At 61.6% G+C, this 15,258-nt stretch carries 13 protein-coding genes; 3 read left to right on the top strand and 10 right to left on the bottom strand.

The genetic code is table 11. The features are described from left to right. Positions 1 to 125 precede the first annotated feature (125 nt). The 8 genes from VLU25_08185 to VLU25_08150 form a co-directional block, all read right to left on the bottom strand. Positions 126 to 1,358: a c-type cytochrome gene (locus VLU25_08185; protein ID HSR67907.1), complete on the bottom strand. Its 1,233-nt coding sequence runs from the start codon at positions 1,356 to 1,358 to the stop codon at positions 126 to 128. Further along, the gene (locus VLU25_08180) at positions 1,348 to 1,614 is read right to left on the bottom strand and encodes a hypothetical protein (protein ID HSR67906.1); all 267 of its coding nucleotides are present in this window, start codon (positions 1,612 to 1,614) and stop codon (positions 1,348 to 1,350) included. The genes VLU25_08185 and VLU25_08180 overlap by 11 nt, the downstream gene beginning before the upstream one ends. Beyond that, positions 1,611 to 2,996, bottom strand: coding sequence for an NrfD/PsrC family molybdoenzyme membrane anchor subunit (gene nrfD / locus VLU25_08175; GenBank protein HSR67905.1), 1,386 nt, complete (start codon positions 2,994 to 2,996; stop codon positions 1,611 to 1,613). Before nrfD ends, VLU25_08180 begins: the two co-directional genes overlap by 4 nt. Then, a complete protein-coding gene (locus tag VLU25_08170; protein HSR67904.1) occupies positions 2,993 to 3,676 on the bottom strand; it encodes a 4Fe-4S dicluster domain-containing protein in 684 nt (227 codons plus the stop codon). The genes nrfD and VLU25_08170 overlap by 4 nt, the downstream gene beginning before the upstream one ends. After that, entirely contained in the window at positions 3,673 to 6,027 is a 2,355-nt protein-coding gene (locus VLU25_08165; GenBank protein HSR67903.1) for a molybdopterin-dependent oxidoreductase, read from the bottom strand. Before VLU25_08165 ends, VLU25_08170 begins: the two co-directional genes overlap by 4 nt. 169 nt (positions 6,028 to 6,196) lie before the next feature. Continuing rightward, positions 6,197 to 6,694: a cytochrome c3 family protein gene (locus VLU25_08160; protein HSR67902.1), complete on the bottom strand. Its 498-nt coding sequence runs from the start codon at positions 6,692 to 6,694 to the stop codon at positions 6,197 to 6,199. Between the two features lie 31 nt (positions 6,695 to 6,725). After that, complete coding sequence (locus tag VLU25_08155; GenBank protein HSR67901.1) at positions 6,726 to 7,949, bottom strand: multiheme c-type cytochrome; 1,224 nt, start codon at positions 7,947 to 7,949, stop codon at positions 6,726 to 6,728. 162 nt (positions 7,950 to 8,111) lie between these two features. Continuing rightward, complete coding sequence (locus VLU25_08150; protein HSR67900.1) at positions 8,112 to 9,863, bottom strand: ethylbenzene dehydrogenase-related protein; 1,752 nt, start codon at positions 9,861 to 9,863, stop codon at positions 8,112 to 8,114. Between the two features lie 418 nt (positions 9,864 to 10,281). Between VLU25_08150 and VLU25_08145 the strand changes: the two genes are divergently transcribed. Together VLU25_08145 and VLU25_08140 are read left to right on the top strand one after the other, a co-directional pair. Beyond that, on the top strand, positions 10,282 to 12,177 hold the full coding sequence (locus VLU25_08145) for an ATP-binding protein (protein ID HSR67899.1): 1,896 nt from the start codon (positions 10,282 to 10,284) through the stop codon (positions 12,175 to 12,177). Beyond that, on the top strand, positions 12,174 to 13,520 hold the full coding sequence (locus tag VLU25_08140) for a sigma-54 dependent transcriptional regulator (protein ID HSR67898.1): 1,347 nt from the start codon (positions 12,174 to 12,176) through the stop codon (positions 13,518 to 13,520). The genes VLU25_08145 and VLU25_08140 overlap by 4 nt, the downstream gene beginning before the upstream one ends. A gap of 3 nt (positions 13,521 to 13,523) precedes the next feature. On the opposite strand, the gene VLU25_08135 is transcribed toward VLU25_08140, so the two are convergent. Next, a complete protein-coding gene (locus tag VLU25_08135) occupies positions 13,524 to 13,907 on the bottom strand; it encodes a hypothetical protein (GenBank protein HSR67897.1) in 384 nt (127 codons plus the stop codon). 307 nt (positions 13,908 to 14,214) lie between these two features. Between VLU25_08135 and VLU25_08130 the strand changes: the two genes are divergently transcribed. After that, complete coding sequence (locus tag VLU25_08130; protein HSR67896.1) at positions 14,215 to 14,790, top strand: multiheme c-type cytochrome; 576 nt, start codon at positions 14,215 to 14,217, stop codon at positions 14,788 to 14,790. Between the two features lie 25 nt (positions 14,791 to 14,815). Here the strand turns inward: VLU25_08130 and VLU25_08125 are convergent. Further along, on the bottom strand, positions 14,816 to 15,258 hold a 443-nt coding region (locus VLU25_08125), incomplete at its 5' end, for a DUF1343 domain-containing protein (protein HSR67895.1).

Genomic DNA, 15,258 nt, shown 5'->3' with positions numbered 1-15,258 from the left:
GAGGCGGTCGAGGATGTGGACCTGGAAGCCGCTGCAGCGCTGGCCGGCGTACTTGGAGAAGGTGGCTTGAAAGCCCTGGGTCGCCCTTTAGGGCCACCAGAAACTCCAAGTATTCCGGACTCCCTTCATCGGCTGCGTGCGTTCATTTCCCCTTTTGCTTCGGCCAAGTAGGCCCGCAGGTCGCGAAGGTCCTTTCCAGTGAGTTCGGGCCAGGGGCGGCCTTGGCCCAGGATGGCTTCTCTCATGATGGGAGAGTGACTCCATAGGGCGGAGACCAGTGCGGCGGGGGAATCGGCGGCCGGGCTTTGGCTGAGGTCGGGTGCGACAGCCGCCGGACCTTTCGCTTCGAACTCCTGAGCGGCGGCTGAGGGTTGGTGGCAATCGGCGCACATGCGGCGGGAAAAGACTTGAGCGCCGCGTTGAGGGTTTCCGGGAGGTTCGGCGAAGGGGAGAAAGTAAAGAAAGGCGGTCAAGTCGGCCAGGTCCGATCCCTGGGAAAGGGGCCATTCAATGCCTCGCGCCGACATGGCCTCGCGCATATCCAGGAGGTGGTTCAACATGGCGCCGGCGATGGATTCCGCAGAGCGCCGCGGGAGGCTGCTCAGATCTGGACCGGCGCCGCCTCGGGCATCGCTCCCGTGGCATTTCGCGCAGCCCATATCGTTGAAGCGGCCGCTGCCTCGATTGGGATTGCCGGGCGCGGACAGAAGGGGCGTACGCGGCCCCGGAGCGGATTGCTGGCGTATGAAGGCGCTCAGATCAGCCAGATCGCCGGGCCCGAAGGCGGGTGGTGCGATGTTGCGTTGGCGCATGCTTTCAATCATGGCCGGGCCATGATTCCAGATCTCTTGAGCAACGTATAGCGGTGAGGCGAAGCGCTTAAGCTCCAGCAGGTCGGGAGCGCTTCCGAGGCGTCCGCCGCCGATGACATGGCATGAGGAGCATTTGCGCTCTTGAAAGACCTTGCGTCCTCGAGCGGGCTGACCAGGACGTCCCAGGTAATCGATAAAGTAAAGAAATGCGAAGAGCTCGGTCGTTTCCTTCTCGTTGAGTCGAGGCCAAGCCAGACGGTTGCGCTCGAAGCTCACGCTCATACCGGGCACGTGGTTCCAGAGGGAAGCGCCCAAGTCCAAGAAGGACCCTTGAAACCGCCCGTGGCCCAGGCTGGGACCGATGCTCGCGCCCCTTCCCGCCAGTCCGTGGCACCGGATGCAGGACTTGCTCTCAAACAGCTCCCGGCCTCGCAGCGGGTCGTCTGGCAGGTCGATCTCAGAAAAGGCCATCCATCCCAACGCCGTCGTCGGCAGGGTAAGAACGAAAGCAGCCAACAGAATGGCGATAGGAGTTTTAATCTTCATCGGACACCTCATGCCTGCGGCGGCCGCGCCGCAGGCCGAAGAAGACATAGGTCAGGACGCCGGCACCGGTCCAGAAAACGGGAATGGCGACGATGGAAATTGCGATCGAGGCCGAGGGCACGTCGTGCCATTGGCGCGCCAAGCCGATGAGATGCACGATCCAGTAGCTGATCCCCAGCACGAAGACCCAGATCCCGCCTAACGAGGCCAACTGCAGAGCTAGTATCCACCGAGGGCTGGGAGGGTGCTGTTTCATGGGGTTTGCCTCCTGTCGACCAGGGGCCGGGCAGCGGGAGCGGGAGCCGGGTCGGGCAGGTAGCGCTCCAGCCTTTCGACGGTTTCCTTGACCGAGCACTCTCGCCCTTCGCGGAGCTCCCAGATCGAAATGACGGGGAAGAAGCGGGCGAAGAGGACGAATCCCAAAATGAAGGTTGCGATGCCGCCGATAAACATGGCCCATTCCACTAAACCAGGGATGTAGAAGCCGGTCGGATAGTCCAGGCGAGGGTTGGCCAGCGAAGGCACCACGATATTGAGGCGCTCCAGCCACATGCCTATGACCACTGTGATCGAGGCGATCAAGATGCCGGGAATAGTGCGTGTGCGACGAAAGCTCAGGATCAGGACTGGAATTGCGAAATTGCAGGCCACCATTGCCCAAAAGAACAAGGCGTAGGGCCCGGAAAACTTATAGAAAAACACCCGCAGCTCACTGGGCTCGTTTCCGAAATAGGCCGTCAGGTACTCCGAAAAGGTGAAATAGAACCAAAGCAACGACATAACGAGCAGCAATTTGGATAGGTGATCGAAATGGACCAGTTTGAGATAGCGTTCCAGTCTGTAGATGCGCCGAAGCACGATCATGACCACCAGCAAGGCGGCGATTCCCGAGAGAATCGCTCCCACTACGAAGTAAGGTCCGAAGATGGTGGAGTGCCACCCGGGCTGCAAGGTCATGGCAAAGATGTAGGAGATGACGGTGTGGACAGAAACCGCGATGGGGATCACCAGGATCATCATGATACTCACGGCGCGGTTGAGCACTGCCCGCTGGCGGGGAGTGTTTTGCCATCCCCAGGCCAAGAAGGCGTAGAGCCAGCGCGGACGCGTGCCCCGGTCCCGCAGCAGGGCAATGTCGGGGATCATGGGGATGTAAAGGTAGACGGTCGATGCCATGAAGTAGGCCGAGATTGAGCTGACGTCCCAGAGCAGAGGAGATTGCAGACGGCCTGCCGTGAAGATGTTGAGCATGCGGTCGGGTCGCCCCAGGTCGAGGACGGGATGAAAGCCGCCGATGGCCAAGACGACTACGGTGATGACCTCAGCCATACGGGTAATAGGCCTCCGCCACTCGGCCTTGGAGAGGCGCAGGATGGCCGAGATGAGGGTTCCCGCATGGCTGATGCCGATAAAGAAGACGAAATTGACGATATAAAAGCCCCAAACAACGGGCTGGTTCAACCCCGTGACTCCCAATCCGTAGAGGATCTGGCGGCCGAAGATGACCCATCCCGCAAGAAGCACGAAGAGAAGCGCGCTGGTGGTCACTCGCATCGCCACCCCCGAGTGCTCGATAGGACGGAGCAGTTGAGCGTCCAGATCGTCTTGCTCGGCGAGGGTATCCGTTTGGTGTCTCATTCTTTCTCCGCCAGGTAAAAGACTTTGGGTTCAGTCCCCAAGTCTTCCTGCAGGCGGAAGACACGGGGGCCGCTGACCAACTGGCTCACGCGGCTGCGAGGGTCGTTCAAGTCGCCGAAAGCGATAGCCTGGGTCGGGCAGTTCTCTGCGCAAGCCGGAATGACGTCCCCATCCCGCACGTCCCTGCCCTCGACCCGCGCCTCCTCTTTGGCCCGGTTGATGCGGTGATGGCAAAAGGTGCATTTCTCGACGACTCCCTTGGGACGCAGCGAAACATCGGGATTGGCTTTCCGCTTCATGTCTCCCGGCCACTCGGGCTCGAACCAGTTGAAGACTTTGGCGTTGTAGGGGCAGGCCGCCATGCAGTAGCGGCAACCGATGCAGCGCGCGTAAACCTGCCCTACGATTCCCTCATGGTTGAGGTAGGTGGCATGGACGGGGCAGACCCTCACACAGGGCGGATTGTCGCACTGAAAACAGGGCTGAGGAAGATAGCGGGTCATGACCTCGTCTCCTAAGCGCGATTCCGTCGGAAGCATCTTCAACCAGTGAAAGGCCCGGTCTCGGCGGGTCTGTTCAGGACCGGCGGCCGTCAGGTTGTTCTCCTGATGGCAGGCCGCCATGCAGGCCCCGCAGCCAGTACAGCGGTCCAGATCGATGACCATACCCCAGCGTCTCATGCCTCTCCTCCCGAAAGATGCGGCGGCGGCCCGCCGTGAGGCCGCCGCCTGACCAGCCGCACCTGGACCCGGGTTGAGCTGAGCGAGAGTGCCCCGCTGAGCGGATCCCGCGAGTCGAGCACGATGTTGAGAGGATTGGCCTTCAGCGTCTCGGCTCCCGGGGCTTGGATCCGCCCTAAGCCGAGAGGCAGGTGGACGGCTTCCGAGGCAGCACCCGGTCGAATCCGTACCTCGGCCTCGATTTGACCAGAGATGGTTTGAAGCCCAATCAGGTCTCCCTCCTCCAGATCAAGCCGCCGGGCCGTCTCCGGGCTCAGTTCGGCCCAAGGCTGCCAGCCTGAGAGGACGGAGTGACCGAACATCTCCATCACCATGGCCGAGGCCGTCCCCAAGCGTCCCCGGGCGGTGATGGGACGGAAAGGAACCAGCGTTAAGTCGCCCCGGCCTACGAGGTGGGGCGGCTCATGGTGGGGCAGGCAAAGCTCGTCCACCTGCCCCTGGAGCCCAAGGGACTCTCGGGCGCGGCCTAGGGCCTGCTGGGCGTCGGCAGAAGAGGCCAGGCCGCCCCATCGATCCAGAAGCTCGCGGTAAAGCTTCTGGGAGAAGAATTCGTATCGTCCTGAAGGCGTGTCGAAGAGTTGTCCCCCTTCGCCCTGGGGTCTTGCCGGACTCCACCAACCGGACTGCTTGAGAATGCCGGACCAGAAGTCGTCCATTCCCTGGTGTTGTCGAAATCGCCAGCCGCGGTCTTCCAGAAAGCGCCTCCAGGATTCTTCGAATGACCCGCTGATGAGAGCGCCCTGGCCGGACTCGGACAGGCCTTCGAGACGGTCCTTGAGGTAGTCGGAGTAGTGCCCCCAGGGGAGGCTGGCTCCCTCCGGAGCGACTCTGGAACTCAAGTCGAGCAGCACGTCTCCGGCATGGCGGCTGGAGTGGAGAGGCCCGGTTACGGGGCGGGAAATCCCCAGGACGGCGAGGGCGCTGAACGGGGGTGTGGTGGCGTCCTCCCACTGCTCAAGGGGAACCGGCGTGGGAAGTACCCAATCCGCCTCGTCGCAGGTCTCGTCCAGGAAAGGCGTCAAGGCGATCACGGTGGGAATCCCTCTCAGGGCTTGAACGACCCGGCTTCCGCCTGGACGACTGCCCACCGGATCGTCGCCGATCACGAAGAGGACCTCGAGGCGAGGCGAGCCATCCGAAACGGCCTGAGAAAGCGCCTCCAGAGGATCGGTGCCCAGCAATCCGCCGCCTTGAGCGCTCTCGAACAGCGAGGGCTCACCGTCGCAGCCGCCCACCCGTGGAAGCGGGCTGAGAGGAATCGATGGCTTGTTCAGGACACCTCCGGCCTTGTCGAAGGAGCCCATGAGAGCGTTGAGGGAATGCGCGGCCATGATGTTGCAGGTAGCGTTGCTGCCCTCTGCGGCTTCGCCTCCAGCGATAGCCAAGGGCCGGGAGGCTTGGGCGAAGCGCCGGGCCAGGCGCACGATGGCTGCGGCGGGGCAGCCGCAAATTTGGGCCACACGGTCGGGGTAATAGCGCTCCAAAAGCAGCCGACGGAAGCCCAGGCGTTCTTCTCCGTCTTGCCTCCCATCCTCGAAACCATAGGTGTGGGCGGTCACGAATCGGCTGTCGTAGCGCCCCTCACGCACCAGCACGTGAGCGATGCCCAGCGCCAGGGCGCCGTGGGTGCCGGGATGGATGGCCACGAATTGATCGGCCTTGGAGGCGCTGAGCGAGCAACGGCTTCCGGCATGGAGGAGCCTGGCTCGGTCCTGCGTTTGCCGGGCGCCGATCAGGGCCGAAGCCGCGTGCAGCGGGGCCGGGCCGTCTTCGAACAGATCCAAGCCCAACGAGAGCACCAAGTCGGCCCCCGACCAATCAAAGGCGGGAACTTCTCGCAGGCCTTGAGTGAGTGTGAATGGCAGGACGTTGCCTTGCCCCGTGCAGGCCAAGTGAGGCGATCCCAGCCAGCCCATGAATTGGGCCGCCAAGTCTTGAAAGAGACTGCTGGGCTCGCCGCAGATCATTGCTGCCGATCCGCGGTTTTCCGCCGTTCCGATTCCCTTGAGCTTCTCGGATATCTCACCCAAGGCCTCTTCCCATTCCACTTGGCGAAACTCGCCTTGCGCATGCTTGCGCAGAGGATGCCTGAGACGGTTGGGGGCATAGAGGATGTCCAGTCCGGCCAACCCCACCGGACACAAGCCGCCTCGATTGAGAGGATGGTTGGGGTTGCCTTTGAGCCCTACCGGCAGGCCATCCACTAAGCGGACCGTTAACCCGCAAGCTCCGGGACAGAGCCCACAAACACTTTCAACCTCGCTGACCAACCCCGGACCACGCAGGGCCATTTCTACCAGTCGCTCAGGCAGAGTCCACTGTCGCGAACAGCCTCCCATAGCCGCTGCCGAGGCGATGCCGAGAAGGCAAAGCAACTCCCGGCGGCTGAGAGTCACATCGCCATTCCCCCGACTGCTTCCCTGGGGTGCCGAGGTGTTGGAGCGGGGTACTCGCGGCAAATCATCGGTGACAGGCGATGCAGTCATTCGGCACCTCTCTTTCCTGATGGCATTCGATGCAGGAATCCATGCTCAGGGGCCGGAGCGAACGAACCAAGGGCTCATCTCTTTTTCCCACCGCCCCGTGGCAGGTCTCACACTCGATCTCAGCCACCGACGTGTGAAGACGGTGGGAGAACAAGACGTCTTGAGGAACCCAGTAGACCTTGGCCCAAGAGATCGTTTGCCCGGCCTCCACGTAGCGGGCCAGCTCCAACTCGGCGGGCGAGTCACCCAGAGGTTCCGAGTGGCACACCGCGCAGGTTTCAACGTTGGGAATGGTGGCCCGGATGCCGGTCGAGGCGTAGAGGTGGCAGTCGGTGCAATCGGCCCCCAAGTCCTCCACGTGCACCCGGTGGTTGAAGGCGATGGGCTGGTCCACCGGCGCTGGAAGCAGAGAGAGCCAAGCTCCCGTGCCGACAATGGCGAGCAGCACTCCCGCAACCGTCACGAATCTCATTGCCTTCCCCACGGCTGTTTTCCGGTACCGTTCATCGGCCAGCCACTCGGTGGCGCGCACGGCCCAGCTCGACGTTCATGACTTCCTTCTTCACCAACATGGGCGAGTACTGATAGGAGAGGGAGGCCGTGACTTCAACTGGCTTCGATCCCCAGAGGGGGAATCGAAAGCGTTCCAATCTAGGTTGGCGCGGGGCTAGCCGGTTGTCGCTGACGATCTTGGAACCCCGGAGCATGACCTCATAGTCGTTCTTCAGCGGACGGTTCCGCTCGTCGGCGACCACTTTTCGGTAGCGGCGGTTCTGAACGCGCGAAAGTCCGGCGCTCTCGGCCTTGACTTCCAGCATAACCTCGCGGGTGGGCATGCCGGTGGGCACCATGTGTCCGGAGCCGACATTGTTCACTTCGACTTGCACATCCAGCCACTCGCCCTGCCGCTCCGCCCTGACGATGTGCACCTCAAGGGCGCTGCGCAGTTGATTGCTGTCGTGAATGAGACTGTGAAGATGGATCTGAGCCGCGCTCTCTTGAGGCTGGTCGAAGACGACCTTGCCGGCGCTCAGCGTCATGTGGCAGTTCTGACACTGGACCCCTTCTGCCGCGTAGGGTCCCTGACGCCACTCGCTGTAGGTTCCCATGATGAGGGCGCCGCTGGCGGCGATGTAATTGTGGCAGCCGCCGCAGAACTCGGATTGGCCGTGCAACTCAGAGAAGGCGACCTCGTGAGCCGGAGAGGCAGCCTTCTTAATGACCCCGCGTTTCACGATTCCGAGATCGACCGAGTAGGGCTTTTCCCGACCGTCGAGGTGGACCTGGGTGACCGTGTGGCAGAAATCGCAACTGACGCCTTCACGAGTGACACCCTCCGTCAGTTGGTAGTCGCCGCTCATCATCGACAGAGGGGCGTGACAATGCAGGCAGCGCCGCCTTGCCTCTTCTCCACCTTCCTTAACGGCCTGCATAAAGGCCGTATCAAAGACCGGGTCCATGAGGGAGAAGGCGTGCAGGCTCTTTTTCCAGGAGTTGTAGATGTCCTGATGACACTGGCCGCAAGTCCTGGCGCTCGTGTATCCGTCGGGATTGACGACGGGAATGTCGGACTTGGCGGCGCCCTGCAGGGTCTGCGCAGGCGGCTGGGCAGCAACGCCCATGGCGCGGCCGCCCGCGTCAACGCAGATGATTGCCAACAGCGCCAGCAAAGGGAGTGTCGTCGCAAGAAGTCCAATGGGACTCTTGGGGTTCGATTCTGAAGTCATGGCGATCCTCGCTTTCAAGGTTGAGCCACCCATGCGACCCGTTGCCCGGTTCGTCCGGTTCCGCGATCCCGCGCGCCGGCGCCGAAGGGCCCCTTCTCGGGAATCCCGCCGCCGCCGCGCGCCCACCTCGAGGCCTCCCCAATCACTGGAAAGCGCAACCGATCACTGCACGGGGATTACCGGCAAGGTGGTGAATTCTCCTGGCTGAGTCCCCAATTCAAGAGCAGTCGCCGCCACTTGGCCTCCTTCTGCCCGCACGGTAAGAGTCCCCGTAAAGTCGGCGGGCCCCGAAGCTGGATCGAAGAACTCGAGGAAGAGTTCGTCAATGAACATGGCCAGGTGGCCGCGGAAGGGAAAATCGTCCACGGTGTTCGAGGCCACTTCCAGCCCGTCCTCGCCTCGGAGTGTCAAGTGCAGGGTCAGGCTGCCCGCAGCGGCATCATCAGCGTGGTGGAGAGCGATTCCCGTCCGGATTCCCGCTGCGGTTCTGCGGACGGGAACGATGAAGGCGTCCAAAGCCTGGCTGCTGCCCACCCCGGCGATGCCGATTCCGGGAATCTCGAAGCGCACGACACCGCCAAAGGCGTTGTCTCCGTCGACTTCCGCCGATCCCGCGACAACGTCTCCTTGTCCAGAAGTCCTGATGGTGACCGCGCCCTGAGGCGGAATCTGGAACTCGACGCTGGAATGCGGTCCCGGCATGAGGCTTGAGTAGAGTCCAGGCTCCTGACCCGAGACGGCCGCTTCGATGTCGATCTCCAGAGGGTCTCCGTTGTTGTCGAAGACGTTCATGGTGGCGTTGACCATACGCTCGGAGGAAGGGTTGGTGAAGACGTGGTCGGCGACGAATCCTCCGCCATTACCGGTTTGAGCGAAGAAAAGCCTTGTGGGCTGCGGAAAGTTGAGCGTGTAGACGGTAAAGTCGGCTGGTCCGCTTCCCGCTGGCGAGAAACTGTGATTCTCGTGATCGAGCAAGTTGTCGAAGATCTCGCACACGAAACGTACCGATCCTCCCGGACGCGCCGTAAAGTCTTCGGGCATTCCCCCGTCTCCGTTTTCTCCGGCTAACTTCCGGGAGAATTCCACCGTCCAGAAGCCCTCGGCCCAGCTTCCCACCGACCTGACCGAGGCCCGGTTTCCTGTGGGGACGCTGAGCAGCCTTCCCGCAACGGTGTCGTTCTCTTGAAACTCATCGCTCTCTTCGATCGGCACCGCCAAATCGGCGCTCCCGAGTTGGGTGCCGAAGGCGTTGAATGCGTCAAGCGCCGCCTGATCGGCGGCCAGGAAGGTGACGTTGGCGCCCGGTCCGGACGCAGCCCGGAACTGGGGCCCGGTCTCCATCTCGTTGCGGTTGCGGTCGCCGGAGCCCGACCCGGAATCGCTGTGACGGCCGTCAGGTCCGTCGATGTCCCAGTACTTGTCGTCGGTATGACCGACAGGTAAGAACCGTGTCGCCTTGGCGTGCCAGACATCGACCCGCCCGAACCGAGGAGCCATTCCCTCACCCGGGTGACACATGGTTTGACAGGACGGTCCGTCTCCTCCATTTAGAGCAGACCCCGACTCGTCCCTCACTTCCCATATGAACGCGATCCGGTCCTCGTCGTCGGATGCATTCCACTGAGACCCGTTCCAGGTCCAGTGGTTTTGCTGAACGCTCATTGTGGAATCCGGCCATCTGGCCAGAATGTAGAAGTTCTCCTCGTCCATCATGGCTTTGACCATGATTCCGCGGGAGGTTGTGATGGAGTCGGAAGTCCACTCCCCTGGGTCCTCGATCCCGTCGAGCAGGGGCGTTCCCACACCCGCTGTCAGCGAAACCGGAGACTGCCCCCGCACAACGTCGGGAGAACCCAGGTAGATCAGTGAGAAGGCGGCAAGTGCCGCAAGTATCGCGAAAAAGATGCGCCTCATAACGAGCACTCTCCAATCCAAAAGTCATGCTCTCACCCCTGCGGTGAGCCACGCTTTTCCCGCTCACAGGCAGCAAGATGCATGCCGTAGTCCGACCGAGACGGTCGAGGGAGCCTTGGAGGCCAGCTCAGTCCGCCCTGGCGGCGAGGAGTGCCAGCATTCACGCCAGCAATAACCGATGTGGGAGAGGCAGCCTCAGGACGATCAAGGACAGCGGCAGTGCTCGAGGCTGACACTTTGCCCGACTGTTCTACGAGGTGCTAGGGCAAAGTGCCCGTCTATCTCATCTGCCCTTGCTTGGGACGAAGGTTTTTTCGTGCGTAGTCGTTTGTCGTCAGGCTTGTTTGGGAGAACCCCGGTGCTGACATATACTGTGGCCGGGTCATCCCGATCTGCAAAAGCAAGGAGAGGGGCGAAAGTGGCACGCTTTCGAGTCTTTCAGACCCTTCACTTCAAGGTCGCCTCCGGCGTCATCGCTACCATTGTGCTCATCTCCTCCCTCCACTTCATCGCCGACTACCGCTCTAATCGCCGCCAACTCCTCGCCGAGCTGCGGACTTCGGCCGACCAACTGGCGGGAATCGCTCTCGAAGGTCTCTTGGAGATGGCCATGATGGGCCAGCATCCGGAGCTGCTTCAGCACTCGATTGAACGCTTGGGCGCCAACTCCTCGGTAGAGCGCATCTTTCTGCTCGATCTGTCGGCCCAGGTTCGTTTCTCTTCTGATCGGGCCGATCTTGGCCTCCGCTTCACTCTGCAGGAGGACGGCTGCCGCCCCTGCCATGAGGGTGCGTCTGCCTCGTCCCGGCGGTCCGAATTTATGGAATTAGGGGGAGAGAATATTCTGCGCTATGCTGCTCCGGTCCCCAACCGAACGGAGTGTCACGCCTGTCACGATCCGGCCGCCCGTTACAACGGCGTGCTCGTGATGGACTTCCCCACCGCTCCCATCAGGGATCGCCTGCGCGCCGAATTGGGCGACTCCTTCTACCGGGCCAGTCTCATGGTTTTGGCAACCCTGATCGTTCTGGGCATTCTGATGAACAAGCTGGTCATCCTTCCTCTTAAGAGACTGACGCGCGCCACGGCAGCATTGAGCGAGGTCGGTCAATCGCCTGTCGAGATTCAGGACTTTCGGAAATCGGACGAAATCGGCCAGTTAGCGGCCTCCTTTCAAGATATGACTGGGAGGATCAAAGCCTCGGTCGAGACCCTCCAGAGTCAAAGAGCCTACCTGCAGACCCTCGTGAACAGCTTGCCTGACGGCCTGATCTTGGTAGATGCGATGCGCCGGGTGGAGATGACCAACCGAGCGGCGGACGCCCTTTGGAGCCGTTCGGAATTGGATGAACTGCTGAATTCCGCTGGCCCCTTTCCCCAAATCGCCACAGCTTTGCGCCAGACCTTGGAGTGCGGTCAATTGGTAACGTGTGAAATCAAACTCCATGAAGGGCGAGGCCATCTCAACGGAGGAGACGCGCCCGAGTCCGGAGTCTTCGAGATCTGCTTCTCCCCCCTGCGGGATTCCCAAGGCGAAATCGACAAGGCCGTTCTGCTGGTGCGCAACGTCTCGGAGCGAAAGGCCTTTGAGACCCAGGCCAGCCGGGCGGAGCGCCTGGCCGCTGTGGGAAGGCTGGCCGCGGGTTTGGCCCACGAGATCAATAATCCGATGGCCTCCATCACCACCTGTGTCGAGGGGCTAAGCCGTTACGTTGAGAACTCCAGCCAGATCGAGTCGTCTGAAAAAGAAGAGATCAAGGACTATCTGGCGACGGTCGGAGAAGCAGCCGAGCGCTGCAAGGAAATCACGCAGAGGCTTCTCAGCGCTTCTGTCAGGCACGGCTCGGGCAAGGTCGAGAGCGTCCTTCTGGGCAAAGTCGTGCGCGAAGCTTTGACGCTTGTTCAACATCAGGCCCGCCGCAGCGGCATCGAAATCTCCGCTGATTGCGGAGCCCCTGACTGCTTGGTCACGGGCAACCGCCGACAGCTTTCGCAACTGGTCCTGAATCTGCTGCTCAACGCCCAAGAGGCCGTATCTCGGGGAGGGCGGATCAAAACCGAAGTTTGCCGGCGGGACGATTTCGTCCAGTTGCGGGTCGCTGATAGCGGCTGCGGGATTCCGCCAAGGGATCTGGAGCATATCTTCGATCCCTTCTTCACAACCAAGTCCGAGGGACGGGGAACGGGATTGGGGCTTTCCATCGCCCAGTGGATCGTGCGGCGGCATCAGGGGAGCATTCACGTTTCCAGCGGGGCTGGCCAGGGAACGGTCTTCACGGTGCTGATTCCGGCCACGGGGGACCAAGAATCATGAATCGAGTTCGCGTGCTTCTGGTAGACGATGACGACCTCTTGAGGAAGTCTCTCTCCAAAGAGCTTCGGCATAGTGGCTTCGAGGTGAAGACGGCCGAGAGCGCGGCGAAGGCTCTGGCCCAGGTTAGGGCTTCGCTGCCGGATGTCGTCCTGCTCGACATCCGTCTGCCCGACTCTGACGGCTTACAGACGCTCAAGGCTATAAAGCGGATCGACGCTTCTGTGGAAGTCATCATGCTGACGGCCTACGGTGCCGTCGACACCGCTGTCAACTCGCTCAAGGCCGGCGCCTACCACTACTTGGTCAAGCCGGCCAAACTGGCGGAAATCGACGCCGCCATTCACAAAGCCTACGAGAAAAGAGGCTTGGCCATTGAGAACCGCGCATTGCGAGAGAAGCTGCGCCAGGATGTCCACGGCGATGCCATCGTCGGAGAGAGCGCCCAGATCAAGCGATTGCTGGGGTTGGTGGAGCGCGTGGCACCCTCCGACCGGACTATCCTCATCCAAGGTGAAAGCGGCACCGGCAAAGAGTTGGTGGCCCGGCGGATCCATCGGCTTAGCCGGCGCCGCGAGGCGCCATTTGTTCTCGTCGACTGCGCTTCGCTCAGCAAGGGCCTGCTGGAATCGGAACTCTTCGGCCACGAGAAAGGCGCCTTCACCGGCGCCGCGGGCGTCAAGCACGGATTTCTCGAGGCCGCCCATCAGGGCACCCTCTTCGTGGACGAGATCGGAACTCTGGAATCCGAACTACAGTCCAGCTTCTTGCGCTTTCTGGAAACGGGAGAATATCGAAGAGTGGGGGGGACCAAGATCCGGCAGGCCGACTTGCGCATCGTGGCCGCCACCAACACCGATCTGTCTCAGGCGGTCCAAGACGGAGAATTCCGCGAGGACCTGTTCTTCCGCATCAGCGTTATCGTGGTTTCCGTGCCTCCTCTGAGGGAGCGCAAGGACGATATACAGTTGCTGGCCCGGCACTTTCTCGACAAAGCGACTTTCGGCCAATCGCCGAAACAACTCTCCCAAGCGGCATTGAAGGAGCTGGGGCGGCACCGCTGGCCCGGAAATGTGCGTGAGTTGAAGAACACCATCGAGCGTGCAGCCTTGCTCTGCGATTCCGACGAGATCGAGCCCTGGGACTTGCGGATCCTCTCCTCGCCGGCCGAGAGAATCGTGCGACGGCTTGCCGGCGAAGAGGAATTGGCTCCCTTGAGACGGGTCGAGTCACGCTACATCCACTGGGTGCTTGAACGAGTAGAAGGCAACCAGCAGAAGGCAGCTCAGATTCTGGGCATCGATCCCAAGACGCTCTACCGGCGGCTCAAAAGAGAGCGCGAGTAAAGTCTACCTCTCCCGCCTGCCGAGGGCGCAGCGCAGCACGTCCCGCAGCTCTCTTCTGGAAAGTGGCGTAGTCAGCAGGTAGAAGATCCCCAGCGAGCGAATCTCCCGCTCGATCTGGAGACTCTCCGGGCCGCTCACCACTACCACCGGTAGTCGCGGGTTGATCTCGTGAATCAGGCGAATCAGTTCCAGCCTTTCGTCCTCGCTGCTTTCATCTTCCTCCCCCAGCGCCACGATGGCCAACTTATAGCGGCCTCTCAGACAAGGGCCCACGACCTGGCTCGGGTGCATCGAGGCGTCGACCGAAAAACCCTCCGATTCGACCAAGGCCTGCAGGGACTGGATCGAAGAAAGGTCCTCTCCGCAGATTAGTACTGGCCAAGTCATCTCAGGAATCTCCATCCCACGAGATGCATTTGCGATTCCAGATAGGTCGAGTCGGGCGGCAAAAGGCTGGGAAAGGATGGGGCAGGCGTGCTCGGTCGGGCAGATTGCGACATTCCAGCGGTTGGGAATCGGGCGTCTTGCCGTGTTCCTTCTCACGTGGGCTTAAAACTTGCCCGCCTCTCATCGCTTCCGGCCGCAAGCCGGCAATGGCAGCCGACTTGCGTGGGAATGGGGTCGGAGACGGGCTGGAAACGATCAGGCCCGGCCCCTGACAACACAAACAGTTCCGCAAGGAAGGATGTGAATAATGAGAGGCAGCATCATCTTACCGATACTCCTCCTCGGCACCTGGGTCTTGATAGGGGTGGCGGGCTCCTCAAGTTCAGACGATCATGCCTTTGTAGGAAACAAAAAATGCTACCCCTGCCACCTAAAGCAGTTCAAGTCCTGGCAGGAGACGAAGATGGCCAAGGCCTACCAACTCCTCAAGCCGGGAGAGCGGAGCGATGCCAAGAAACAGGCTGGGCTCGACCCGGACAAAGACTACACCGGCGACGCTGAATGCCTGAAATGTCACGTCACCGGATGGGGTCAGCCCGGCGGCTTTGTCGATATGCAGCAAACGCCCCAACTGGCCGGCGTCGGTTGCGAATCTTGCCATGGCGCCGGCAGCGAGTACATCAAGGATCCCTACATGAGCCTCAAAAACAAGGAGTACAAGCTCGCCGAAGTGGTGGCAGTCGGTCTTGTCGCTCCCGTCACCGGGTCGATGTGCACCTCCTGCCACAACGAAGAGAGCCCCTTCTTCAAGGCCTTCGACTTTGAGCAGCGCAAGGAAGAGGGTATCCACCAGGTGTCTCCCTTGCGCTTTAAGCACGAATAGCCTCGCTGCCGGGCGCCGGCCCTCGTCAGTAAATGAGAAAGGCGCGGCGGCGCCGGTCAAAGAAGGCGCCTTCGCCCTTCCAGGGAGCGACGATCTGCTCGACGGGTGTCTCTGCCAGCAGAGCCCTTCGCACCGAAGAAGCCCCGATGAGGCGGTCGAAGTGGCTGTCGCGGAAGGTGAGGCGGTCGGGATGCAGGGAGCGGATCTCGGCGATGAGGTGCAGGGCCGTGGCCAGCGGGTCGAACTGGTCGCGGTCGAGAACGTGGACCTGGAGGCCGTTGCAGCGCTGGCCGGCGTACTTGGAGAAGGTGGGCTGAAAGACCTGCGGACGGAAGCGTACGCCGGGAAGTTGAAGGGCATCGAGACGCTCGACTAAAGCTTCAGCGTCCAGCCAGGGAGCGCCGACCCATTCGAAGGGGCGCGTGGTGCCGCGTCCCTCGGAGAGGTTGGTGCCTTCGATCAGGCACA

The sequence above is a fragment of the Acidobacteriota bacterium genome (genome assembly GCA_035471785.1).
In the GTDB taxonomy this organism is placed as follows: domain Bacteria; phylum Acidobacteriota; class UBA6911; order RPQK01; family DATIPO01; genus JANQFM01.
This window is presented reverse-complemented; position numbering and strand designations above follow the sequence as displayed.